This window comes from Marinobacterium stanieri, assembly GCF_900155945.1.
GTDB lineage: Bacteria > Pseudomonadota > Gammaproteobacteria > Pseudomonadales > Balneatricaceae > Marinobacterium > Marinobacterium stanieri.
The window spans coordinates 336,616-360,319 of the sequence record NZ_FTMN01000001.1 but is presented as its reverse complement, the minus strand read 5'-3'; the positions used below and the strand labels follow the sequence as shown (position 1 = coordinate 360,319).

Sequence of the window (23,704 nt, the reverse complement as noted above, 5' to 3'; positions counted from 1 at the left end):
TACCTGCTACCTGAATGGATAAAGGCGGGTATGAAAGTGGGTAAGAAATCACGCAGCATGTCATGCTTGCTTTTTAAATCAGTTGGTTACGATAACTATGCTGCTGATGATCGACAATTTTGACAGTTTTACCTGGAACCTGGTGCGTTATTTCGAAGAGCTGGGTACCGAGGTGCAGGTTTATCGCAATAACGAGATAACCCTGGAACAGATCTCGGCCCTGGCGCCACAGCACTTGGTTGTATCCCCGGGGCCTTGTACGCCGGCGGAGGCGGGTATCTCGGTGGCAGCCATCCGGCATTTTGCCGGTCAGATCCCCATTCTGGGCGTGTGCCTGGGGCATCAGAGCATTGGCCAGGCCTTTGGCGCCGAGGTTGTCAGGGCGCGGCAGGTGATGCACGGCAAAACTTCGCAGGTGTTTCATCGTAATCAGGGCGTTTTCCACGGACTTGCCCAGCCGTTGGAGGTCACCCGCTATCACTCTTTGGTGCTGCGCCGGGACAGTCTGCCTGAGTGCCTTGAAGAGATCGCCTGGACCGAGACTGCCGAAGGACTGCCGGATGAAGTGATGGCGGTGCGCCATCGTGATTTGCCGGTACAGGGCGTTCAATTTCACCCCGAATCCGTATTGACCCGTCAGGGGCATGATCTGCTGGAAAACTTTCTGCAGCAGCGCTAACCGCTTTTAGGAGGCATGGAGAATGAATATTCAGGAAGCATTGGCCCGTGTGGTCGAGCATATTGACCTGAGTCGCGAAGAGATGACTGATGTCATGCGTCAGGTGATGACCGGTCAGTGCACCGAGTCGCAGATCACGGCCTTTCTGGTGGCGCTGCGCATGAAAAGTGAATCAATCGAGGAAATCACGGGTGCCGCTCAGGTGATGCGTGAGTTGGCAACGCCGGTGCGCCCGAGTGCCGGGCCACTGGTTGATATTGTTGGCACCGGCGGTGATGGTGCCAACCTGTTCAATGTGTCTTCGGCGAGCTCCTTTGTGGCGGCGGCCTGCGGCGTGCATATTGCCAAACACGGCAACCGCGGCGTGTCGTCCAAGAGCGGCAGTGCCGACCTGCTGGAAAAAGCGGGAATCAACCTGGATCTGGATGCCGACTCGGTCGCGCGCTGTATCGATGAAGTAGGCGTTGGTTTTATCTTCGCACCCGGTTACCACGGCGCCATGAAGCATGCGATTGGTGCCCGTCGAGCACTGGGTATGCGTACCCTGTTTAATATTCTGGGGCCAATGACCAATCCGGCGGGTGCCCAGCGCGAAGTCATCGGTGTCTTTACTCAGAAGTTGTGCCGCCCGATGGCGGAAGTCATGCAGCAACTCGGTGGTGAACATATCATGGTGGTGCACGCCGATGACGGTCTGGATGAGATCAGCCTGGCGACTCAGACCCATGTCTGTGAGCTCAAGGATGGCGAGATCCGGGAGTACAAGATTTCACCCGAAGAACTGGGCATTGAAAGCCAGAGCTTGATTGGCCTGGCGGTGGAAACATCTGATGAGTCCCTGGCGTTGATTCGGGCTGCCCTGGGTAATGACGATTCGCTGGCTGCGCGCAAGGCGGCGGCGATGGTGGCCTTGAATGCCGGTGCCGCGATCTATCTGAGTGGTCAGACTGATAGCCACAAGGCCGGGGTTGAGCGTGCGCTGGAGGCGATCAAGTCCGGTGCCGCATTGGAAAAAATGGAACAGCTGGCTGCTTTCAGTCAGCAGCTTGAGCAGGTCCACTGATGAACGATACACCAACTATTCTGAAAAAAATCATTGCCCGCAAGCATGAAGAGGTAGCCGAGCGCAGTGCACGCGTATCCCTCGACGACCTCAAGGCTCAGATTACCCGCCAGCAGGGTGGCGATACCGATCCGCGCGGTTTTGTCGCCAGTCTTGAGCGCTCCCTGAAGGATGGGCGTGCGGCGGTGATTGCCGAGATTAAGAAAGCCAGTCCGTCCAAGGGCGTGATTCGTGACCCCTTTGTGCCGGCAGACATCGCGCCATCCTACGAAAAGGGCGGTGCCAGCTGCCTGTCGGTGCTGACGGACGTGGACTTTTTCCAGGGCAGCGATGAATACCTGCAGCAGGCCCGTGCGGCCTGTGCACTGCCGGTGATTCGCAAGGACTTTATTGTCGACCCCTACCAGGTGTATGAGGCCCGTGCGCTGGGTGCAGACTGCATTCTTCTGATTGTGGCAGCACTGGATGATCAGCAGCTCGCGGATCTGAGTGCTCTGACCCACGAGCTGGGCATGGATGTGCTGATTGAAGTACACAATGAAGCGGAACTTCAGCGTATCCTGCCGCTCAATACTCGTCTGATCGGCATTAATAACCGTGATCTGCACACCTTTGAAGTGAGCCTGGATAACACCTTCAAGTTGCTGGAGCAGATTCCGCAAGACCGCATCGTGGTGACGGAAAGTGGTATCCTGTCGCCTGAAGATGTGGCCGCCATGCAGGCGCGTGATGTGAACGCTTTCCTGATTGGCGAAGCGTTCATGCGTGCAGACGACCCCGGTCAGACTCTGGCCGAGTTTTTCGCAGCGGCGCAAACGGCAAATTAACCTGACTAGAGATACACCCGATGAGTATGAGTGTTCGTGTCGACTGGGATGGTGATGATCGCTTCAAGGCGACCACCGGCTCCGGTTTTGACATTGTAATCGACAAGGATCTGCAGCAGGGCCCGCGCCCGATGGAACTGATGCTGACCGGTCTGGGTGGCTGCACCAGCGTTGATGTGGTGGGCATCCTGCGCAAGGCACGCCAGGACGTGGTCAACTGCGTGGCCGAGATTGAAGCCGAGCGTTCCGATGAGGTTCCGTCCGTCTTCACCGAGATCCATGTCAAGTTCGTGGTCTCGGGCCGCAAGCTTAAGCCGGCCGCAGTTGAGCGTGCCGTTCGCCTCTCTGCCGAGCAGTATTGTTCTGCCTCTCTGATGCTGGAGCGCGGTGGCGTCAAGATCAGCCACAGCTACGAAATCGTCGAAGTCGAATAAACTTAACGATTAGTTGCTATCCTTAGGGCGCTGAAGTAGAATTCCGCGTCCTTTTATTTGTTCAACTCCTTGCTTTCAACCATCTGCATTCGGTGGATGATTTGAAGGCTGTGAAACCGTAAGGAGCAAAAATGCGTCATTACGAAATCGTATTCCTGGTTCACCCGAACCAGAGCGAGCAGGTTCCGGCTATGGTCGAGCGTTACAAGGCTCTGATCGAAGGTGCCGAAGGTACTATCCACCGCCTGGAAGACTGGGGCCGCCGTCAGCTGGCTTACCCGATCAACAACGCACACAAGGCACACTACGTGCTGATGAACGTTGAAGCGACTCAGGACGTTATGGACGAACTGTCCAGCATGTTCCGCTACAACGATGCTGTTCTGCGTAACATGGTGATCCGTTGCAACGAAGCAGTCACTGAAGATTCTCCGATCAAAGCAGCCGAATCTCGCGAAGACCGTAAGCCGCGTCGCGAAGAGCGTAGCGAGCAGAAGCAGGAAAAACCTGCTGAAGCCAAAACCGAAGCTGCTGCAGAGTAACTTTTAACCTACTTTAAATTGGAGAAATTCAGATGGCACGTTTTTTCCGTCGTCGCAAGTTCTGCCGTTTCACCGCTGAAGGCGTAAAACAGATCGACTACAAGGATCTGGATACCCTGAAAGGCTACGTCACTGAAACCGGCAAAATCGTTCCGAGCCGTATCACTGGTACCAAGGCACGCTACCAGCGTCAGCTGGCGACCGCTATCAAGCGCGCACGCTACCTGGCCCTGCTGCCGTACACCGACAGCCACGACGTTTAAGCGTCGACTGATACAGTCGGAAGCTGCAGTGAAGTCTTTCATTGCAGCCGATAAGTTAGATGCCGTGAGTGTTTGCTGACATTCACGGTCAGGATTCAAGACTGCAGCCTTTGCAGAACAAGAGGTTTTACGAGATGGAAGTTATTCTGCTCGAAAATATCGGTAAGCTGGGCCAGCTGGGTGACAAAGTTACCGTCAAGTCTGGTTTCGGTCGTAACTACCTGGTTCCCCAGGGCAAAGCCGTATCGGCTACCCCCGCTAACGTAGCGAAATTCGAAGAGCGTCGTGCTGAGCTGGAAAAGGCTGCTGCTGACAAGCTGGCTAAAGCTGAAGTACGTGCTGAACAGCTGAACGAACTGGAACTGTCTCTGGTCACCAAAGCGGGTGACGAAGGCAAGCTGTTCGGTTCTATCGGTACTCGCGATATCGCTGAAGCTCTGACGTCTGCCGGCGTTGAAGCTGACAAGAGCGAAGTTCGTCTGCCGGAAGGCGCGATCCGTCACGTTGGTGAGTTCGACGTCGACATTCAGGTTCACCCTGAAGTGACTGCGACCATCAAGCTGGTTATCGCTGGCGAATAAGCCTCGCATCCAGCCGGATCAAAAAAGCACCGCCTGCGCGGTGCTTTTTTTATGCGTAGAATGTACAAATATATGCCCCTGTTGCCCGTTATCGCCCCGGTTTCTCTACCGGGAGCGGGTTCTTGTTGTCGTTGTTGAGGAGGTAGCGCAGCAGAATGGACATGTCCGACATGACAGACGAGGTGCTCGAGACAATCAAGCAGCCGCCACACTCGGTTGAAGCCGAGCAATCGGTACTGGGTGGCTTGATGCTGGATAATAATACCTGGGACGTAGTGTCCGAGGTGTTGCTGGAAGAGCATTTCTACCGCCCCACGCACCGCATGATGTTCCGTACCATGCAGAAACTGGTGGATGCGGGCAGTCCGCTGGACGTGATCACCCTGCAGGAGGAGCTGGACCGCACCGGTGAGCTGGAGCAGGCCGGTGGCCTGGAGTACCTGGTCTCCCTGGCGCGTAACACCCCCAGTGCCTCAAACATTCGCGCCTATGCCGAGATTGTGCGTGACCGCTCACTGCTGCGCCAGATGATCAGTGTGGCCGGCGAGATCTCGGACAGTGCCTTCAGTCCCGGTGGTCGCGCACCGGATGAAGTGCTCAACGAAGCCGAACAGAAAATCTTCCAGATCGCCGAAAACCGTCCCAACCAGGGTGGTCCCGAGCCGGTAAATCCGCTGCTGAAACGGGCTGTCGACCGAATCGATGAGCTGTTCAACAACTCGGATGCGCTGACCGGTGTTACAACGGGGTTTGATGACCTGGATGACCGTACCGGCGGTATGCAGAAGTCGGATCTGGTGATCGTGGCGGCACGTCCGTCCATGGGTAAGACGACGTTTGCCATGAACCTGGTGGAAAACGCGTTGATGGCCACCGAGCGGCCGGTGCTGGTGTTCTCGCTGGAGATGCCCGCGGATCAGCTGGTTACACGTATGCTGTCATCCCTGGGCCGAATCAACCAGACCAAGGTGCGTAACGGTCAGCTGGAAGAGGATGACTGGCCCAAGCTGACAACCGCGGTCAACATGCTCAAAAACAAGCCGCTGTTCATCGATGACCAGCCGGGCGTGAGCCCCAATGAAATGCGTGCCCGCGCACGCCGTATCCATCGTGAGCACGGTGACCTGGCGCTTATCATGGTCGACTATCTGCAGCTGATGACGATGAAGACCGGTAAGGTGGAAAGCCGAACGCAGGAGATCTCGGAGATTTCCCGCTCCCTGAAGGCACTGGCGAAAGAGATGAATTGCCCGGTGGTAGCCCTGTCGCAGCTGAACCGAAGCCTGGAGCAGCGCCCGAACAAGCGCCCGGTAAACTCGGACTTGCGTGAATCCGGCGCCATCGAGCAGGACGCCGACGTGATCATGTTCATCTACCGTGATGAGGTCTACAACGAGGACAGCCCTGAGAAGGGGGTGGCCGAAATCATCATCGGTAAGCAGCGTAACGGCCCTATCGGTACCGTGCGTCTGGCCTTTGTGGGTAAGCACACCCGGTTCGAAAACCTGGCCCATGGCCAGTACGATTTCGGACCGGATGAATAGGTTTTAAGCCGGTGCTCAGGGTTCCCTGAGCACCTTGTTGCGAAAGCCCTCGGGTACGGTCTGTACCTTGCGCTCCTCATAGTCGAAGAACACGATGCCGGTTTTGGCATGAGCGATTTCGACAGCCGTATCCTTGTTGCTCAACAAGTAGTAAAGGTCGCAACCGTACTTGTTAAAGTCAGCGACCGTCACATCTACCTGAACACGGTCACCATGAAAGCCTTCTGCCTTATATACAATGGCGGAGTCGGTCATAATGATGCTCGAACCTTCTACATCCATTTCCGTGTAGTGATAGTGCTTGAGGAAGCGCAGGCGCGCTTCGTGCACCATCGACAGCACGGCGTCATTACCCAGGTGGCCGCCGTAGTTGATATCGTTGATGCGCACAGCCAGCTCTGTGCTGAACAGGTAGTTGTCTGGCATATCCAGTTTGATACGTGCCATCTTGTCGCTCCTTAAATCACAAACATCAATCCAGTGCGCGGACTACGTCCACCATGGCATGGGTGAGTGTTGCCAGGTCTTCAGCGGTCATTATATAAGCGGGCATCACATAGATCAGCTTGCCGAAGGGGCGTACCCAGACACCGCGCTCAACAAACATGGGTTGTACCTCGGCGAGGTTGACCGGCTCCTTGCGCTCAATGACGCCAATGGCTCCCAGTACACGGACATCCTCAACCGATGCCAGCTCCCGTGCCGGTTCAAGGCCCTTTTTCAGGCCGGACTCAACACGTTGTACCTCTGTTTGCCAATCCATTTCCTGAAGCAGTTTCAGGCTCTCCAGGGCTACAGCACAGGCCAGGGGGTTACCCATAAAAGTGGGGCCGTGCATGAAACAACCGGCACCACCGGAGGAGATGGTTTGCGCAATGTCAGCCGTTGCCAGCGTTGCAGCCAGTGTCATGTAGCCACCAGTCAGGGCCTTGCCCAGACACAGGATATCCGGGCTGATACCGGCGTGGTTACAGGCAAAGAGTTCGCCACTGCGGCCAAAGCCGGTGGCGATTTCATCTGCGATCAGCAGAACCTCATAACGGTCACAAAGCTCACGCGCCTGGCGCAGCCACTCAGGTGAATAGAAGCGCATGCCGCCGGCACCCTGAACAACGGGCTCCAGAATCAGCGCGGCCAGTTGATCCTGATGTTGCGCCAGCATCTGTTCCAGTTCGGCAATATCTTCAGGATTGAAGGTGCTGTCGAAGGACGTTTCCGGGCGTGGAGCAAACAGCTGTTGTGCCAGTACGCCACTGAAGAGTTCGTGCATGCCGTTGACCGGGTCGCACACGGACATGGCACCAAAGGTGTCACCGTGATAGCCGTTACGAATACTCAGCATGCGGTGTTTGCCAGGCTTGCCCTTGGCATGCCAGTACTGAATCGCCATTTTGAGTGCGACTTCCACGGAGACTGAGCCCGAGTCTGCAATGAATACGCGTTCAAGTGGGGCTGGTGTCATATCGACCAACATGCGTGCGAGCTCAATGGCCGGGGTATGGGTCAGGCCACCAAACATGACGTGTGAGACATCGTCAATCTGGGCCTTGGCGGCGGCATTGAGGCGCGGGTGGTTGTAACCATGCACCGCTGACCACCAGGAAGCCATGCCATCAATCAGCTCGCGGCCATCGCTCAGGCGCAGGCGTACACCGGCGGCGGACTCAACCGGGAACATGGCGGGCGGGTTGATCATGGACGAGTAGGGGTGCCAGATATGCTGGCTGTCGAACGCCAGCTGCTCACTGCTAGGGCCTTTCATACTGCTCCTCGGGTTGGTCTGAGGGGCTTCATTAGAGCGGTCTTTGTGAGGGCTTGCAACCCCGCTTCAGCTACTGACTACTTGATTGCGACCCTGTTCCTTGGCTTGATAGAGGGCTTTGTCGGCGCGGTTGAGTACATCCGAGGGCGAGTGGTCATGTGTGGTCAAAGCTGTGAGTCCGATCGACAGTGTCATGGCAATTTCACCACCGTCCAATGATGTCGGGCTTGTTTCCATGCGTTCTCTGAGCATCTCGGCCAGGTGGGCGGCACCGTCAAGGTTGGTGCCCGGCAGTAAAATGGAAAACTCTTCGCCGCCCATGCGGCCCAGCATGTCGGTCTGACGCAAGCAGTCCCGTGCTATCTGGGCGAAGTGCTTGAGTACCTGGTCACCGGCGTGGTGGCCGTAACGGTCATTGATCGCCTTGAAGTGGTCAAAGTCGATCATGAGCAGAGTGCTGGCGTGCTGGAGTCGGTGTATCAGTTGCAGCTCTTCACTGAGCCGTTCCAGGAACGCGCGGCGGTTGCTGAGACCGGTCAATGGGTCAGTCGTTGCCAGCTCCTCCAGTCTGCGTTCATGTTCCTTGCGTTCGGATATATCGCGAAACACGGTAACCACCCCGGTCACTTGCCCTTCTTCCATCAATGGGCGGCTGGTGACCACAACGGGGATCAGCTCGCCCGTGCGGGTACGAAACTGCTCGTCAGCTTCGTAGGTACCACCATTCAGGGCGGTAACAAAAATAGGGCACTCAGACAGCGTGAGCTGCGCATTATTCTCGTGAGAGTGCAGCAGGTTATGCAGGTTGCCTTGCATCAGCTTGTCGGCGTTGAAACCGGTCAGTCGGGTGGCTGCTTCGTTGACATAGAGCGTACGGCCCTGAGGGTCCAGAACGTAGATGCCTTCGCCCACTGCCTGGCCGATGGAGTCCAGCCGCTGTGCCTGGGACTGGGTGAGTTGGCGTTGACGCAACAGGTTGAGAACCAGCCAGCCGAGCAGGCAGATCACAACCAGACTGATGCCGGTACTGCGATAGAAGTCCCACTGGATGCTGGTCAGGATAGGGGCCGAGTGCAGCGCCAGGATGTAGCCGTCAGTTTCCTGGGCAAAGTTGAGAACCGGAATAAAGGTAGCGCTGTAGCCGAGGTTTTGATGAAAGAGCGCCAGTGAGAAAGGCTCTCCCTGAGCCAGTTCGTGGTCGAGTGAGGCGGCAATCATCTGCTGCTGTAACGCCTGCAGGGGAAGAGGGGCGTTCTGGATATCGGCCAGGCTGCGTTGGTCCAGCAGGTAATCATTACTGAGCGGCGAACTCTGAAAGTACTGACGGGTATCGGAAAAAAGGATCGATTCCACTGTGTTGCGCTTGAGCAGAAACAGGAAGGCCTGATCGGGTGCCAGCTTGGCCAGATCCTGGCTGAGTTCACGAAAGGAGACGCCGTTTTCCATACTGCCGACTAACGCTCCCTGGCGAAACAAGGGGTGTATAAAGCGAAAACCGATAAAAAGGCGGCCTGCCTCAAAGCCATAGCGTTGAATGGGTTGTGTCTGAAGCATTTGCAATGAAGGGCGAACGCTCAGCAGGTTGTCGTCAAAGGCTGCGGGTGCATGCATGCGCAAGTAGCTGCTGCCATCCCGGCGGTGGAACTGCCATTGGCGTATGCCGCGGACAATCAGGTCACGAAACTGAGGCTGCAGCAGTTTGTAAAGCTGTTGCCTCAGCTCTGCTTGCTCAGGCTCCGGGCTTTGCATGCCTTTCAGAAAAAGCGGGATTGCCTCGGGGTGACGTCGGACACTGGTAAAAATAGTGTCCATAGCCATGGCGTAGCGCTCAAGACTGGCTTGGTAAGTGGTGTTCAGCAGGGTGGCTGTGTGGGACAAATACTGCTGCTCACGTTCTTCTCGCACCTGGTACAGGAAGGTCGTCATGCCCATAAAGAGCAGCAAAAGCAGCAGTATGTAGTTTATGCGGCGCATGGAGCCGTACCTGCTCGAATAGTACTGTCTTCAGCTTAACACAGTATTTTTTTATGGCTTGGCTCGGTGCTGCATTATTCAGCTCTAAACAGCTGTCCTTGGGTGATTGCCTTTACTGTCTTGATCATCAGCAAAATAACCACGAATGTCACCAGAATCAGTGACAGCCATCCCAGCACGACAAAAAAAGGCTCGCGGGTTTGTAGCCACATGCTTTGAGTTGCAATGCTGAATGCTGCCAGAGGAAAGCTGTAAGCCCACCAGGCCAGGCTGAACGGGAGGCGGGAGAAGCGTGGCCACTGGGTGAACAATAGCAGGGTTATGAACAGTGCGCTGAAATACAGAATACGTGCGAAGTTATCCAGCTCACCGGCATTGAGTTGCAGGTAGGATACAAAGCCGATGGCCGGTGGAGCAATCATGATAAACAGTGTTGGCAGCAACTTCTCCGGCAAAGGGTCGTGGAACAGAATGCGGTTGAACACCAGTGTTTTGAGAACGACCCAGTAAATCAGCCCGATGGAGAAAAAGAACCAGCTGGCTTCAGTGTGGCCATGTTCGACTCCGGCAATGGGCGCGATGATGTTTCCGACAACCGGGATGAACCAGGCGGGCGTAATATGTTGTATTTGATAGCGGGTGTGGTGAATCCATTGGTTCATCACAAACAGTGTCAGTATCAGATGCAGGCCTGCACCGCATAACCACAGATAGTGGGACAGAAATACCGACACCTCATAGGTGGCAATCGATAGCAGTAGCAAACTGATAGAGAAGGCAGGAAAGAAGCTGATCTGAATCGGATGCTCAAGCTCGCCCAGAACGCGCTCACGATGTTGGACACACTTGAACATGTAGATCGTGGTGATGATCAGCAGGACACAGGCCGCGACAATCAGCAGTACCTGACCGACAAGGGGATTAACGCCCAGCGAGTACGCCGCCTTTTGCCAACTAAGTGTCATGCCCGTGAGCCCCATTACGGTGGCAAAGAGTGTAACCGGGAAAAACGCCAGCCATGGGGCGGCAGAAGAGGGCGTATGCTCGGGCATGGGAAAGTCCCTGTATTAGAATTTGCTTAAATATTGTCGCGCATTTTTCGCTCAGCACGCAAGGCTGGCGGGTACTGTTTTAGTCACTTTGCAGCGAGTTCATTCGGCCAGAATGCTGATGACTTCAATCTGCTCAGCGCTGATCCGGAAGCGGACATTCAGACCGTACAGGCTGATGCCATAGACTCGTTCGGCATCGCCTTTCTTGTAGGCCGGTCGCGGGTCACATTGCAGAATTTCGTCGATCTGTCGGTCAAGCGGCTGCTGCAGACGTTTGGCATGGGTGGCACAGGCTTGCTCGGCTTCAGGGCTGAAGACCAGGGGCAGTTCAAGGCGTTCGATTTTTGATGCCAGGCCAAACTCAGCCTCTGGAAGGCTGTCAGCGTAGGGTAGATAAGGCTTGATATCGAGGATCGGTGTGCCATTGAGCAGGTCCGCGCCTTCCACCTCCAGACGAACCGAGTTGCCATCGATATTAACGCTGCTAAGGCGTACACAGGAGAGTCCAATGGGGTTGGGCCGGAACGGGGAGCGTGTGGCAAATACGCCCATGCGTTCATTGCCGCCAAGACGAGGCGGGCGCACGGTCGGGTTCCAGCCCTTGTCGGCTGTGGCACTGAACAGGAAAACCAGCCAGATATGGGAGCACTGCTCCAGCCCTCTTACCGCATCGGCGCTGGCATAGGGGGGCAGCAGCTCGATTTCAGCGCGGATGGACGCCAGGCCTGGCTGGCGCGGGATGCCGAACTTTTCATCAAAGGGGCTGTGGATGACGCCGATGGGGTGCATCGGCGTGTTGTCGAAGTGGGTCATCTGCGGCTCCGCGGCGAATCAGGTCGCGCGAGTATAGCTTAATCGGCCTGCTCCAGCAGCGGGGCACGGTGTTGTACCGGTGTCGTGCTACTCCAGTAACGCGAGGCCTTCTCTGCCTGTTCCGCGAGGCGGTGGATATGACTGAGAGCATCCAGCAGGGTGACGGAGTCAGCCGGTGACAGCTGGCTCGAAAGCGTCTGATCCAGCAGGTGGCTTTTCAGGTGCTGGTACTCCCGCTCCATCTGACGCTTCATGTTGTGGGTTTCATAGCCCTGTATCGCCTGATCCTCGCGAACTTCACAGGCATCAATCAGGTGAATAACCGCTTGCTGGTAATCATGTACGCTGGAACGTATGCCCGAGTCTTCAATCTGTTCAAAGATCGGGTAATAGTCCGGCAGGCGAGACGCCAGTCGAGCCATTTCGCTGAGATAGCGGGATACACGCAGCGAGATGGGCAGGGTTTCGCTGATCTCCTGGTTCAGGTTCTGGCGTGCCAACTCCTGGTTGAAGCTGCCGATGCGACTGATTAACTGGCTGAGGCTTTCAAACTGTTGCTCCAGGCGGCTGGCTGCGCCACGCTCGGCACTGATTGCTTCCCGCGCCATGCGGCTGCAAATACGGCTGACACGGGCTAGTTCCATGTTGATCGCTTCCACTGCCAGCGAAGGCGTTGTGAGGATGTTGTTATCCAGGTAACGAGGCTTGGCTTCGTTCTCTTCTTCGGTGCGGAAGCGTTTTTTCAGGAATGCCACCATGCGGTCGGTGAGCGGCCACATCAGCAATACGCCCACCACGTTGAACAGAGTGTGGAAAAGGGCAAGCAGGGTCACCAGATCGAAGTCGCTGGCATCAATGCGATTGAGCAGGCCAGCGAGCAGAATCAGGAAGATAAGCCCCACCAGTCCGGTCAGCAGGTTGAAGATGACATGGGCTGCCGAGATGCGTTTTGCATTTGGAGTTGCACCGATCGAGGCAAGCAGGGCTGTCGTCGTCGTACCCACGTTGGCACCGATCACCAGTGCTGCAGCTGCCGCCAGGGTGATGCTGCCCGAGTGCACCAGTGAAAGAGCGATGGCGATAACCGCGGCAGACGCCTGCATCAGAAAGGTCATGGCTATACCGGCCACCACAAACAGCGCCAGTGCCAGAGGGCTGGCACCAAATTCGGCCAGCGGCACGCTGTCGCTGAGGCCGTCAAAGCTGGCGCGCAGGAAGTCCAGACCGATAAAGAAGAGGCCGAACCCTGCCAGAGCAGTGCCCAGATGTGCCGGCCGAGAATTATTGCCGGTAATGCGTAACACCATACCCAGGCCGATCAGGGGGAGCGCGAAGGCACTGATCTTGATTTTGAAACCGATCAGGGCCACCAGCCAGCCCACCATGGTGGTGCCGATATTGCTGCCATAGATGATGGAGATGGACTGACCCAGCGAGAGCAGGCCCGCGTTGACAAAGCCCAGTGTGGCAACGGTCACGGCGCTGGAAGATTGCACCATGGCTGTAATCAGGGTGCCGGAGAGAACGCCCTTGAGGCGTGAGCCGGTGGCGCGCTCCAACGTCGCTTTCAGTGAACGACCCGCGGCCTGTTTGAGGCCGTTGGTCAGCAGTTGCATGCCGAGCAGAAACAGGCCAATCCCCCCAAAAAGCTGCCCGAACATCTCAACTGTCATATGCAAGTCTCCTCCTTGAATGTATATACATAAGCTAGCAAAGAGTTGTGGTCGGGTCGAGAGGACTCAGGTCGGCAATTGGCAGGTGGTTTCAGTAATCCAGGGCAACGGATTTAACCAATGCAGTCGCCCTGGTGCCGGGCTCCAGTTTCAGCTGCTCACAGGCGCGCCGGGTCAGCGTTACCGGAAGGGTACCGGGCCCGAACTGGACCTTCACACGCATGCGCGTGTCATCCAGAGGGTGCAGTTCCAGGATCTGTATGGGCAGCTGGTTTTGTACGCTGGTGTCAGTGATGGGCTCGAGGGCGATGGCAACATCGCGGGCATGGATGGACAGAGTGACAGCATCCCCCTGCTGTAACTTGCCTGAAGGCACCCAGATCGGCGGCAGTTGGGCATCACATTCGACCGCTGCCAGCGCAAACCTATTATCCAGCTCTGTGACTGTTCCTCGCAGCAGCGCCTGGTCACCAGGGAGCCCTGCATCCGCCTCGCTCAGCAAGGTGGCCGGGTCGCCATCGGCACATATCTGGCCCTGTTGCAGGCAAATCAGCCGGTCTGCCAGGCGCAGGACCTCATCGGCCGAGTGGGTTACGTACAGCATCGGCAGGCGATGAAGGTCATGCAGTTGCTTGATCAGCTCCAGAATCAGCTGCCGTGAGCTGTGGTCCAACGCACTCAGGGGCTCATCCATCAATAGTAATTTGGGGCGGCTGAACAGGGCTCGTGCCAGTGCCACGCGCTGGCGCTGGCCTCCGGAGAGGGTTTCGGGTGAGCGCTGCAGCAGAGGTGGCAGCTGCAGTGTTTCAATGACCCAGTCGCGGTCGACATCAGGGCCTCGGCGTGAATAGGCATCGGCAAATGCCAGATTGTCCGCGACCGACATATTGGGGAAAAGGCGGCCATCCTGAAACACGACCCCGATGTCCCGCTTTTGTGGCGGTATCCAAAGGTTTTTAGTGCTGTCATACCAGGTTTGGTCGTGAAACCGTACCTGCCCCTGTGCCGGCTTTTCAGTGCCGGCTATCAGTCGTAATAGTGTGCTTTTGCCGCAGCCGGAGGGGCCGAAGAGTGCACAGATACCCTTGGCGTCCCAGTCCAGATCCAGGTCCAGCGTAAAGCCGGGATAATGGTGCTTAAGATGCAGTTGCAGGCTCAATGCATTATCTCCACCGGGCGACGTCTCAGGCTTGTGTAGAGCAGCAGCAGAGTCAGCATCGAGAACAGCAGCAGGCCGCCCGCCAGCCAGTGCGCACGCGCATAGTCGAGCGTCTCAACCTGATCGTAGAGCACGATTGAAAGGACCTGGGTGCTGCCGGGAATATTGCCGCCAATCATCAACACCACACCGAACTCCCCCAGAGTGTGGGTAAAGCCCAGTGTGATGGCCGTTAGAACACTGCGTTTACACAACGGTAGAACCAGACGACGGAAGCGTTCCACACGCCCGGCACCCAATGTGGCTGCGGCCTGCAGGAGGCCCTTGTCGAGCTGCTCAAAACCGCTTTGCAGTGGTTGCACCACAAAGGGCAGCGAGTAGAGCATGGAGCCGATCAAGAGCCCGGTAAAGGTAAATGCAAGTCCTGAGCCGGTCAGCCAGTGCCAGGGGCCGCCCAGCACGCCATCGGGGGCAAAGGCCAGCAGCAGATAAAATCCCAGTACGGTGGGAGGCAGCACCAGTGGCAGGGCTACCAGTGCTTCAAGGGTGACCTTGAAACGACAGCGGGTATGGGCCAGCCACCAGGCCAGGGGCGTACCCAGCAGAAGCAGCAGGGCCGTGGTGGCCCCTGCCAGCTTGAGTGTGAGCCAGACGGCGGCGAAATCCTGCTCAGTCAGTTCCATCGGCGATGCCGTACCCTCTTTGCCTGATCAGCTCTTGTGCTTCCGGTGTCTGTATATATTGAAGAAAGCGTGCGGCCAGCGCATTGTTTTCACTGCGTTTGAGTCGCACCAGCTGCTGTTCAATGGAGGCGTGCATATGGGATGGCACCAGAGCCCAGTGCTGTTCAGGTACACCCTGCTGGAGCAGAAGCGACAGGGCAACAAAGCCCTGGGCGACATTGCCGGAATCAACAAACTGGTAGGTTTGGGCGATATTGGTGCCCTGCACCAGCTGCTCCGGTTGCCACTGATTATTGGCCTTGAGTACCTGTTGAGCTGCCAGCCCATAGGGAGCGGTCGCCGGGTTGGCAATCGCCAGCCGGCCGGGCAGCAAGTCACTTGCCGATTGAGGGCTGTTCCCGGGCTGCCAAAGAGCCAGTTGGCCAATCGCATAGGTGGCGCGGCTGCCCGGAAGAATCAGGCCCTCGGCTTCCAGGCGCTCAGGGCGTACCCGGTCGGCAGCCAAAAAAACATCAAAGGGGGCGCCGCGTGTGATCTGGGTATAAAGGACACCGGTAGACGCGCTGCTGATACTGATATCGTGCTGCTGGTCGGGGTCAAAAGCCGTGACCAGCTGCTCCAGCACGGCAGTGAAATTGGCTGCGACAGCCAATCGTAAGGTATCGGCTTGTGCCGGCATGCTTAACACAAGGGCACAGACAAAACTGCAAAGGGTCCTGTTCATGGTGGTCTCCAAAGTCCATTTGTGTGCCAATTTAACGGACCTCAGGGGTTCTGGCCAGCACCCAGACTTCGACACGCTCGCATCCCACTTCCTTGAGCAAGCCCGCCAGGGTATTCACGGTTGTACCTGTGGTCATGACATCGTCGACCAGAGCAACATGAGCGGGCGGAGTGGTCTTTACACAAAATGCAGAGTGAAGATTCTGCCTGCGCTGCTTCAGGTCGAGGTTGGCCTGATGGGGTGTGCGGCGGTGTTTGTGCAGTTCCTGCCAGAGGGGGATCTGCAGGTGGGTTGATAGTACCTTGGCCAGCAATTGTGCCTGATTGAAACCACGGGCCGACTCGCTTAGCAGGTGCATGGGTACAGGAACCAGGGCTTCCGGCCAGTGTTGATCCTCGTAGTAGAGTGGCAAAAAGTCAGCTAGTGCAGCGCCAAGCCACCCAATGGCCTGAGGCTGGCGGTGGTATTTGATGGCCGGCAGTATCTGGCTGAGAGGAAAATCATAGCGAAAAGCGGCGAGGGTGCGGTCATAAACGGGGCGCAATTTCAGACAGTCTGGGCAGCCGTTTGCGGTTGCGATGCCCTGCAGGGGTAAAGCGCAACGGGGACAGGCCTGTATCAGCCAGGGTAGGTCTGCACGGCAGCTTTCACAGAGCCCCTGATGTACCTCTTTGCGGGTATGGCATAGTGAACAGGATTGATTAAAGTTTAACCATCTGTTTATCTCTAAGTTAAGCATAGGTTGACAGCTCCATCTGTCGTTTTATGATGATCCCAAATTGATGACACCCATCCATGGGTGCACACAGACCGAATTATGTCATAAGGGGATTGAAGTCATGCCTGCTACTGTTGATAGCAACGCCGAAGTGCGCCACGACTGGACCGAGCAGGAAGTACGTGCGCTGTTCGAACTGCCGATGAACGACCTGTTGTTCCAGGCGCAGAGCGTTCACCGGCAGCACTTCAATCCCAATGAGGTACAGGTCAGCACTCTGCTGTCGATCAAGACCGGCTCCTGCCCGGAAGACTGCAAGTACTGTCCGCAGAGCGCCCACTACAACACCGGCCTGGAAAAGCAGCGCCTGATGGAAGTGGAAGCGGTACTTAACAAGGCGAAGCAGGCCAAGGCATCCGGCTCCACCCGCTTCTGTATGGGCGCGGCCTGGAAGCACCCCACCGACCGTGACATGCCCTACGTGATCGAGATGATCAAAGGTGTAAAGGCAATGGGGCTGGAAACCTGCATGACGCTGGGCATGCTGAAGGAATCCCAGGCCGAGCAGCTGTCCGAAGCGGGGCTGGATTACTACAACCACAACCTGGATACCTCGCCGGAGTTCTACGACAAGATCATCACCACCCGTACCTACGAGGATCGTCTCAACACCCTGCAGCACGTGCGTGATTCCGGCATGAAGATCTGCAGCGGCGGCATCCTCGGTATGGGCGAGACCGCCAGGGACCGATACGGCCTGCTGATGCAGCTGGCCAACCTGCCGCAGCAGCCGGAATCGGTGCCGATCAACATGCTGGTGAAAGTGCAGGGCACGCCGCTGGAAAACGTGGAAGACCTGGATCCGCTGGAGTTCATCCGCACCATCGCCGTGGCGCGTATCATGATGCCGAAGTCCCACGTGCGTCTGTCCGCCGGTCGTGAGCAGATGTCCGACGAGCTGCAGTCCATGGCCTTCTTTGCCGGTGCCAATTCTATCTTCTACGGCGAGTGCCTGCTGACCACGCCAAACCCGGAAACCAACCGCGACCTGCAGCTGTTCAAGCGCCTGGGCATTCGCCCGGAGCAACGCATCGAAGACTCCGATGCGGACCAGGAGCAGAAGCTGGCCGCCGAAATTCAGGCCCAGCAGGACGCCGACCTGTTCGTCGACGCTACCGCGACTCACTGAGGCGCGCCCATGTCCTTCAATGATCTGGCTGCCGCGCTCGAGGCGCGGCGGCAGGAGAACCTCTACCGCCAGCGCCGGGTGCTGGAGTCGGCGCAGGGGCCGGAAGTCAGCGTCGATGGCAAGCGCTATCTGGCGTTCTGTTCCAACGACTATCTGGGCCTGGCCAACCACCCAGAGGTGATTGCGGCGCTCAAGCAGGGCGCTGATACCTACGGCGTGGGTGGCGGTGCTTCCCATCTGGTCAACGGTCATTCACAGGCGCATCACGCGCTGGAAGAGGAGCTGGCTGCTTTTACCGGTCGCGAGCGGGTATTGCTGTTTTCCACCGGCTATATGGCCAACATCGGTGCCATCAACGCCCTGATCGACAAGCAGGGCGCGGTATTTCAGGACCGCCTAAACCATGCCTCCCTGTTGGACGCGGGTCTGCTCAGCGGCGCCCGCTTTCAGCGTTACCTGCACAACGACCCCGACAGCCTGGCCCAGCGCCTGAGCCGCCCCGAGGCCCGCCGCAAGCTGGTGGTCACCGATGGCGTGTTCAGCATGGATGGCGATATCGCCAATCTGCCAGAATTGAGTCGCGTCACACGCGAAAATGATGGCTGGCTGATGGTCGATGATGCCCACGGCTTTGGCTGTTTGGGTGCGACCGGCGCAGGCTGTGTCGAGCACTTTGGCTTGAGCAATGAGGACGTACCGGTACTGATCGGTACCCTGGGTAAGGGCTTCGGTACCTCCGGCGCCTTTGTCGCCGGTTCCGAAGTGCTGATCGAAACCCTGATCCAGTTCGCTCGCACCTACATCTATACCACCAGCATGTCGCCGGCCGTGGCCCAGGCCACCCGTGCCAGCCTGAAGCTGGTGCAGGCCGAGGTCTGGCGTCGCGACAAGCTGGCGCAGTTGATTCAGCGCTTCCGCCACGGCTGCGAACAGCTTGGCTATGAACTGATGGACTCGCCGACGCCGATCCAGCCGATCATGATCGGCGATGCCGGTGAGGCGATGCGCATCAGTGCCGCTCTGGAGGCGCGCGGCATCTTCATCAGCGCCATCCGTCCGCCCACGGTACCGGCGGGTAGCTCGCGTCTGAGGGTTACCCTCAGCGCCGCTCACAGCGAAGAGCAGGTGGACCGTCTGCTGGAGGCACTGGATGTGGTTCGTTCAGGAGGCGCGGCATGAGCCTGTGGCATGAAACGCGAGGCATTGGCCCTGATCTGGTGCTGCTGCACGGCTGGGGGCTGAGTTCTGCCATCTGGGGTGATTTTGCCGATCGTTTGACGGAACAATATCGAGTGACGCTGATCGACCTGCCAGGCCTGGGGCGCTCCTTGCCGGTCGGTGACATGTCGCTGGATGTGGTGGTGGAGGCACTGCTGGCGGTTGCCCCTGAGCGGGCCCACTGGCTGGGTTGGTCGCTGGGTGGGCAACTGGCGCTGGCGTTGGCACAGCAGGCATCCGAGCGGGTCAAAAGCCTGAGCCTGATCGCGGCCAACCCCTGTTTTGTGGCGCGTGACGACTGGTCCTGTGCCATGGCGCCTGAAGTGTTCAACGCTTTCGTTGAGTCGCTGGCCGACAATGAGGTCAAAACGCTGCAACGCTTTGCCGCCCTGCAGACCCGTGGCTCGGCTACGGCCCGTGACGAGCTCAAGCGTCTCAAGTCCGTAATTGTGTCGGCCGAGCCTCAGGCGCTGGCACCGGCGCTGATGCTGCTGGAGTCTGATATGCGCCCGGCTCTGGCTACTCTGGGCTGCCCCGCTCAGTTGATACTGGGCGCTGAAGATCAGTTGGTCCCCCAGGCGTTGGCAGCAGAAGCGCAGCACTTGAACAACAACCTGAGTGTTGAGGTGCTTGAACAGGGTGCTCATCTGCCGTTTATCAGTCATGCCGATAGGGTGCTGGCGTCCATTCAGCGACAGGTGGATGCAACTGATGCAGCGGGATAAGCGCAAGGTCGCCCAGGCATTCAGCCGAGCGGCCCAGAGTTACGACTCCGTGGCCCAGTTGCAACGCGATATTGCCGATCAGCTAATGAGTTGGTTACCGCCACAGGTTGAAGGCAATCTGCTGGATCTTGGGTGTGGTACCGGCTATGCCGCGCCTCATTTGCGTGAACGTTACCCTCAATCCCCCCTGCTGCATCTGGATCTGGCCCATGGCATGCTCAGTTTTGCTCGCGAGCAACGTCCTGTACCGGATGCTCATTATCTGTGTGGGGATGCCGAGCAGCTGCCGCTGGCGGATGCGAGTGTGGACCTGGTCTGGTCCAGCCTGGCGGTGCAATGGTGCGAGCAGCCTGAGCGTCTGCTGGCTGAGCTGGCACGGGTACTCCGGCCCGGCGGACGTTGCCTGTTGGCCACGTTGGGTCCGGAAACCCTGCATGAGCTCAAGCGCGCCTGGGCGGCGGTGGATGACGATGTGCATGTGAACAGCTTCATCCCGCTCCAGCAACTGCTGCAGCACAACCAGGGGTTGAAGCTTGTGCGTTGCGAGACGGAACGGCGTGTGCTTCGTTACAATCGCCTGCAGGAACTGATGCAAGAACTCAAGGCGCTGGGTGCACACAATGTGAACAGCCGGCGAGAGCAAGGCTTGAGCAGTCGTCAGCGTCTGGTCCGGTTGCTGGAAGCCTATGAGCAGCAACGCCAGGCTGATGGCAGTCTCCCTGCAACCTACGAAGTCTATTATCTGGAATTGCTCAAGGAGCCCCAGTGAAAAAGCGTTTCTTCATCGCCGGTACCGATACCGACGCCGGCAAGACACTAGTCACCATTGGCCTGCTGGTTGCCGCCAACCGTAAGGGAATGCGCACCATTGGCCTGAAGCCGGTCGCGGCAGGCTGTGAGCCGACAGCTGAAGGGCTGAGAAACTCGGATGCACTGCAGCTGCAGGAAGCCGCCAGCGTCAAACTGAGTTATGAGCAGGTGAACCCCATCGCATTTGAGCCGCCGATCGCGCCGCATATTGCCGCTGCGCAGGAGGGGCGTAACCTGAGTGCCGACCGTCTGGCTGCCTATTGCCGTGGTGCCATGATGCAGCCGGCCGATCTGGTGCTGGTAGAAGGAGCGGGTGGCTGGCGGGTGCCCTTGAGCATGCGCGAAAGCCTGGCACGCTTGCCGCAATTGCTGGAGCTGGACGTCATTCTGGTGGTTGGCATGAAGCTGGGCTGCATCAACCACGCCATTCTGACGGCCGAGGCGATCGCCCGTGATGGGCTGCGCCTGGCAGGGTGGGTCGCCAACCATGTGGACCCCGAGATGAGTTGCCCGGATGAAAACCTGGCAACTCTGGAAACCCTGTTTCGTGCGCCCTTGCTGGGGCGGGTCCCCTGGATGGAAGCGCCTTCTGCGGATGCCGTGGCCGATTGTATTGATCTGAATACCCTCTTGCCTGAGTAAAAAGTGACCAGAGGCAGGGTTTGTTCTATACTGGCCCTGTAAACAGGTGACAGTTGATGTCACAGGTCACAAGATTCGGGTCAAAGCCCGCAAGGTCAGGTGAAGCATGAACGTTACAGCTGCTCAGAACAGTGGTCTGTTCAATACTAATCGTACTCTGGATAATGCCCCCAAAGCGTCCGGTGACGTGCAGGGCAGTGGTAAACCTGAAGACACCAGCTTGTCTTCCGGCCGTGAAGTCAATCCGGCAGTTGCCCAGTCTACGCTGGAGGCTACTACCGAGGCCGCATCTACCAAGGTCGTCAATCAGGCTGACGAAGTCTTGGGTAATCTGATCGATACTCGCGCCTGATCAGGCACGCACTGATCACATGATCAGGGGGTAAAGTCATGAGCTCACCTCTGGTTTCTTCCACTGTAGCCCCGGTGCGCTATACCGGGTATTCAGCGAGCGTTGATCTCGGCGGTAAGCGCGCTGTAGGTGCTGAGGCTGATGAAGAGGCCTCAGCATCCGGTTCATCTTCCGCATCCAGTCGTGCCGAAGTGTTCAGTTCTTCCGAACAGGCGGCATACGGACAGGATGGCAAAACACGCGCTCAGGTAATTGAAGAGCAGCGTGTTATTGACGCGCTTCAGTCACGTGATCGAGAAGTCCGCCAGCACGAACGTGCGCATCAGGCGGCGGGTGCCGGCCACACCGGTGCTGTTTCCTACACTTTCCAGAAAGGCCCTGATGGGCGCATGTATGCCATTGGTGGTGAGGTTGGCATTGATACCTCTGCCGTCAGCGGTGATCCGCGAGCTACGCTGGAGAAGGCGGAAGTCATCATTCGTGCTGCCATGGCTCCTGCCGACCCATCTCCTCAGGATTATCGCGTTGCTGCCAGCGCCAGAGCAATGGCTGCTGATGCCCGTGCCGAGTTGCAGAAAATGGAAACGGAAAAGGCTGAGCCCGGTGAAGAGGGCGCTGAAACCGATGACAGTTCGGCTGAAAGCGCAGAAGATAGCCAGAGCGGCAGTGTGTTAAACCAGCAAGCAGATGCTCAGGATGGTGGCCGCTCTTCGGCGGCCAATGATAACGGGCTTGGCAGCATTGAGCAGCGCCTTATCCAGTCAGGCGCCTATAACCGACTGTATCCGCCCGGCACGATATTCAGTCAGCAGGCGTGAAAAACTGCTGTACCAGTCGGGTGAAAATGGCTGGTTTTTCCACATGCGGCAGGTGGCCTGCGCCGGCGATAATCTTGAAACCCGCCTTGGGAAAGTTGTCCTGAATCGGCTGTTGGTGCTCGGCTTGCAGGTAATCCGAATCCCCGCCTTTGATAAACAGAACCGGTCCTGCATAGGGGGCTCCTGACCTGGCAGGTGCGGCGCCAATATCGGCATAGCGCTCGGCCAGGGCGTTCAGGTTCATGCGCCAGGCAAACTGTTTTTCCTCGTTGCGATAGAGGTTCTTCAGCAGAAAGGCGCGCGTTGCCTCTTCGTCTACATATTGGCCAAGAATTTCATCTGCTTCACGGCGGCTTTTCAGGCTTTCCAGAGGAATTGCCTTGAGGCCGGCTATAACCTCATCGTGACGTGGTGCGTAGGCTACAGGTGCGATATCAACCACAACCAGCTTTTCCACTCGTTCGGGATGATCCAGGGCAAACTGCATGGCGACCTTGCCGCCCATGGAGTGGCCCATCAGTAGCACCTTGTCCAATGACAGCGAGTCCAGCAGTTCCAGCAGGTCCGCACTCATCAGTGAGTAGTCAATCTGCTCGGCATGTGGTGATCGGCCATGGTTGCGCAGGTCGACCGCCAGAATATCGAAATGCTCACTCAGCGCCTTGGCTTGCAGCCCCCAGTTTTCCAGGCTGCCAAACAGACCGTGCAGAATGACCAGCGGGGTGCCCTGTCCGAGGCGTTGGTAGTGCAGTTTCATGATGGCTCCTGAAAGCAAGCGGGGTGCCTGAGCACCCCGAAAAGATCAGACGATATCGAGCAGTTCGACATCAAAGACCAGAGTCGAGTACGGCGGGATACCACCCGGTGAGCCCTGAGCGCCGTAACCCAGCTGATAGGGTACGTACAAACGCCATTTGGCACCTTTGGTCATCATCTGCAGTGCTTCGGTCCAGCCTGCAATTACGCCACCTACCGGCAGTTCGATCGGCTGGCCGCGCTCGTAAGAGCTGTCAAACACCTTGCCGTCGATAAATGTGCCGTGATAGTGCGCACGTACCTTGCTGTCAGGCTGCGGCTTGTCACCACCTTCTTCGCCTTCAGTTACGATTTCGTACTGCAGGCCGGACTCCAGAGTAATGACACCATCACGCTTGGCGTTTTCAGCCAGGAACTGCTCGCCTTCAGCTGCGGCTTCCTTGGCTTTGGCTTCCTGCTCGGCGCGCAGACGCTCAGTGATTTCGTTGAACGCTTCCTGAATCTGCTCAGCAGGGATACGCAGGCCTTCGCCAGCGAAAGCATCACGCAGGCCCTGGGTAACGGCGTTGATGTCGACACCATCGAAGGTGCCCTGAGCCAGCTGGTCGCCCATCTGGCGGCCGATGCCATAGCTGGCACGCTGTTCAATGGTTTCCAATGTCGCTTCTGACATGTAATTGACCTGTTTCGAGGGTTGAAAGGG

27 protein-coding genes and 1 pseudogene are annotated in these 23,704 nt (G+C 57.6%); 15 read left to right on the top strand and 13 right to left on the bottom strand.

Features of this window, described 5'->3' with window-relative positions; genetic code table 11:
* Positions 1-97 precede the first annotated feature (97 nt).
* The 8 genes from BW956_RS01685 (at position 98) to dnaB (ending at position 5,933) form a co-directional block, all read left to right on the top strand.
* Complete coding sequence (locus BW956_RS01685) at positions 98-679, top strand: anthranilate synthase component II (protein WP_076460299.1); 582 nt, start codon at positions 98-100, stop codon at positions 677-679.
* 22 nt (positions 680-701) lie between these two features.
* Positions 702-1,742 (top strand): anthranilate phosphoribosyltransferase, encoded by a 1,041-nt coding sequence (trpD, locus tag BW956_RS01680; protein WP_076460298.1) that lies wholly within the window; start codon positions 702-704, stop codon positions 1,740-1,742.
* Complete coding sequence (gene trpC, locus BW956_RS01675) at positions 1,742-2,569, top strand: indole-3-glycerol phosphate synthase TrpC (protein ID WP_076460296.1); 828 nt, start codon at positions 1,742-1,744, stop codon at positions 2,567-2,569. The genes trpD and trpC overlap by 1 nt, the downstream gene beginning before the upstream one ends.
* Positions 2,570-2,589: 20 nt before the next feature.
* The gene (locus tag BW956_RS01670; RefSeq protein ID WP_010321878.1) at positions 2,590-3,003 is read left to right on the top strand and encodes an OsmC family protein; all 414 of its coding nucleotides are present in this window, start codon (positions 2,590-2,592) and stop codon (positions 3,001-3,003) included.
* A gap of 131 nt (positions 3,004-3,134) precedes the next feature.
* The gene (gene rpsF / locus BW956_RS01665; protein WP_010321877.1) at positions 3,135-3,545 is read left to right on the top strand and encodes a 30S ribosomal protein S6; all 411 of its coding nucleotides are present in this window, start codon (positions 3,135-3,137) and stop codon (positions 3,543-3,545) included.
* Between the two features lie 32 nt (positions 3,546-3,577).
* Positions 3,578-3,808, top strand: a complete 231-nt coding sequence (rpsR, locus tag BW956_RS01660; RefSeq protein ID WP_010321876.1) for a 30S ribosomal protein S18 — start codon at positions 3,578-3,580, stop codon at positions 3,806-3,808.
* Between the two features lie 134 nt (positions 3,809-3,942).
* Positions 3,943-4,389: a 50S ribosomal protein L9 gene (gene rplI / locus BW956_RS01655; protein WP_010321875.1), complete on the top strand. Its 447-nt coding sequence runs from the start codon at positions 3,943-3,945 to the stop codon at positions 4,387-4,389.
* A gap of 155 nt (positions 4,390-4,544) precedes the next feature.
* The gene (gene dnaB, locus BW956_RS01650) at positions 4,545-5,933 is read left to right on the top strand and encodes a replicative DNA helicase (protein ID WP_010321874.1); all 1,389 of its coding nucleotides are present in this window, start codon (positions 4,545-4,547) and stop codon (positions 5,931-5,933) included.
* Between the two features lie 15 nt (positions 5,934-5,948).
* Here dnaB and BW956_RS01645 read toward each other — a convergent pair whose 3' ends face one another.
* The 11 genes and pseudogenes from BW956_RS01645 to BW956_RS22835 form a co-directional block, all read right to left on the bottom strand.
* Complete coding sequence (locus BW956_RS01645; protein WP_010321873.1) at positions 5,949-6,380, bottom strand: acyl-CoA thioesterase; 432 nt, start codon at positions 6,378-6,380, stop codon at positions 5,949-5,951.
* A 25-nt stretch (positions 6,381-6,405) separates the two neighbouring features.
* Positions 6,406-7,695 (bottom strand): adenosylmethionine--8-amino-7-oxononanoate transaminase, encoded by a 1,290-nt coding sequence (bioA, locus tag BW956_RS01640; protein ID WP_076460294.1) that lies wholly within the window; start codon positions 7,693-7,695, stop codon positions 6,406-6,408.
* Between the two features lie 66 nt (positions 7,696-7,761).
* A complete protein-coding gene (locus BW956_RS01635; RefSeq protein ID WP_076460292.1) occupies positions 7,762-9,669 on the bottom strand; it encodes a sensor domain-containing diguanylate cyclase in 1,908 nt (635 codons plus the stop codon).
* A 74-nt stretch (positions 9,670-9,743) separates the two neighbouring features.
* Complete coding sequence (locus BW956_RS01630; RefSeq protein WP_076460290.1) at positions 9,744-10,721, bottom strand: SLAC1 anion channel family protein; 978 nt, start codon at positions 10,719-10,721, stop codon at positions 9,744-9,746.
* 99 nt (positions 10,722-10,820) lie between these two features.
* Complete coding sequence (tsaA, locus tag BW956_RS01625; RefSeq protein ID WP_076460288.1) at positions 10,821-11,534, bottom strand: tRNA (N6-threonylcarbamoyladenosine(37)-N6)-methyltransferase TrmO; 714 nt, start codon at positions 11,532-11,534, stop codon at positions 10,821-10,823.
* Between the two features lie 38 nt (positions 11,535-11,572).
* Entirely contained in the window at positions 11,573-13,207 is a 1,635-nt protein-coding gene (locus tag BW956_RS01620; RefSeq protein WP_076460286.1) for a Na/Pi cotransporter family protein, read from the bottom strand.
* Positions 13,208-13,298: 91 nt separating this feature from the next.
* Positions 13,299-14,366 carry a molybdenum ABC transporter ATP-binding protein gene (gene modC / locus BW956_RS01615; RefSeq protein ID WP_076460284.1) on the bottom strand — a complete coding sequence of 356 codons (1,068 nt, stop codon included), beginning with the start codon at positions 14,364-14,366 and terminating at the stop codon, positions 13,299-13,301.
* On the bottom strand, positions 14,363-15,049 hold the full coding sequence (gene modB, locus BW956_RS01610; RefSeq protein WP_139327103.1) for a molybdate ABC transporter permease subunit: 687 nt from the start codon (positions 15,047-15,049) through the stop codon (positions 14,363-14,365). The genes modC and modB overlap by 4 nt, the downstream gene beginning before the upstream one ends.
* Complete coding sequence (gene modA / locus BW956_RS01605; RefSeq protein WP_076460283.1) at positions 15,036-15,773, bottom strand: molybdate ABC transporter substrate-binding protein; 738 nt, start codon at positions 15,771-15,773, stop codon at positions 15,036-15,038. The genes modB and modA overlap by 14 nt, the downstream gene beginning before the upstream one ends.
* Positions 15,774-15,804: 31 nt before the next feature.
* Positions 15,805-16,317, bottom strand: coding sequence for a ComF family protein (locus BW956_RS01600; RefSeq protein ID WP_083702889.1), 513 nt, complete (start codon positions 16,315-16,317; stop codon positions 15,805-15,807).
* Between the two features lie 15 nt (positions 16,318-16,332).
* A pseudogene (locus BW956_RS22835) lies at positions 16,333-16,512 on the bottom strand (double zinc ribbon domain-containing protein); the annotation flags it as partial.
* A gap of 100 nt (positions 16,513-16,612) precedes the next feature.
* Between BW956_RS22835 and bioB the strand changes: the two are divergent.
* The 7 genes from bioB (at position 16,613) to BW956_RS01565 (ending at position 22,245) form a co-directional block, all read left to right on the top strand.
* Entirely contained in the window at positions 16,613-17,680 is a 1,068-nt protein-coding gene (gene bioB, locus BW956_RS01595; protein ID WP_076460280.1) for a biotin synthase BioB, read from the top strand.
* 9 nt (positions 17,681-17,689) lie between these two features.
* Positions 17,690-18,859 carry an 8-amino-7-oxononanoate synthase gene (gene bioF, locus BW956_RS01590; protein WP_076460278.1) on the top strand — a complete coding sequence of 390 codons (1,170 nt, stop codon included), beginning with the start codon at positions 17,690-17,692 and terminating at the stop codon, positions 18,857-18,859.
* Positions 18,856-19,623 carry a pimeloyl-ACP methyl ester esterase BioH gene (bioH, locus tag BW956_RS01585; protein WP_076460277.1) on the top strand — a complete coding sequence of 256 codons (768 nt, stop codon included), beginning with the start codon at positions 18,856-18,858 and terminating at the stop codon, positions 19,621-19,623. Before bioF ends, bioH begins: the two co-directional genes overlap by 4 nt.
* A complete protein-coding gene (gene bioC, locus BW956_RS01580; RefSeq protein WP_076460275.1) occupies positions 19,610-20,392 on the top strand; it encodes a malonyl-ACP O-methyltransferase BioC in 783 nt (260 codons plus the stop codon). The genes bioH and bioC overlap by 14 nt, the downstream gene beginning before the upstream one ends.
* Positions 20,389-21,075, top strand: a complete 687-nt coding sequence (gene bioD / locus BW956_RS01575; RefSeq protein ID WP_076460274.1) for a dethiobiotin synthase — start codon at positions 20,389-20,391, stop codon at positions 21,073-21,075. The genes bioC and bioD overlap by 4 nt, the downstream gene beginning before the upstream one ends.
* Before the next feature lie 106 nt (positions 21,076-21,181).
* The gene (locus BW956_RS01570; protein WP_010321850.1) at positions 21,182-21,427 is read left to right on the top strand and encodes a hypothetical protein; all 246 of its coding nucleotides are present in this window, start codon (positions 21,182-21,184) and stop codon (positions 21,425-21,427) included.
* 38 nt (positions 21,428-21,465) lie between these two features.
* Positions 21,466-22,245: a putative metalloprotease CJM1_0395 family protein gene (locus BW956_RS01565; RefSeq protein WP_076460272.1), complete on the top strand. Its 780-nt coding sequence runs from the start codon at positions 21,466-21,468 to the stop codon at positions 22,243-22,245.
* Here the strand turns inward: BW956_RS01565 and BW956_RS01560 are convergent.
* Together BW956_RS01560 and BW956_RS01555 are read right to left on the bottom strand one after the other, a co-directional pair.
* Positions 22,229-23,002 (bottom strand): alpha/beta fold hydrolase, encoded by a 774-nt coding sequence (locus BW956_RS01560; RefSeq protein WP_076460271.1) that lies wholly within the window; start codon positions 23,000-23,002, stop codon positions 22,229-22,231. The genes BW956_RS01565 and BW956_RS01560 overlap by 17 nt on opposite strands.
* 45 nt (positions 23,003-23,047) lie before the next feature.
* Positions 23,048-23,674 (bottom strand): BamJ family beta-barrel-assembly machinery protein, encoded by a 627-nt coding sequence (locus BW956_RS01555; protein ID WP_076460269.1) that lies wholly within the window; start codon positions 23,672-23,674, stop codon positions 23,048-23,050.
* Positions 23,675-23,704: the final 30 nt, after the last annotated feature.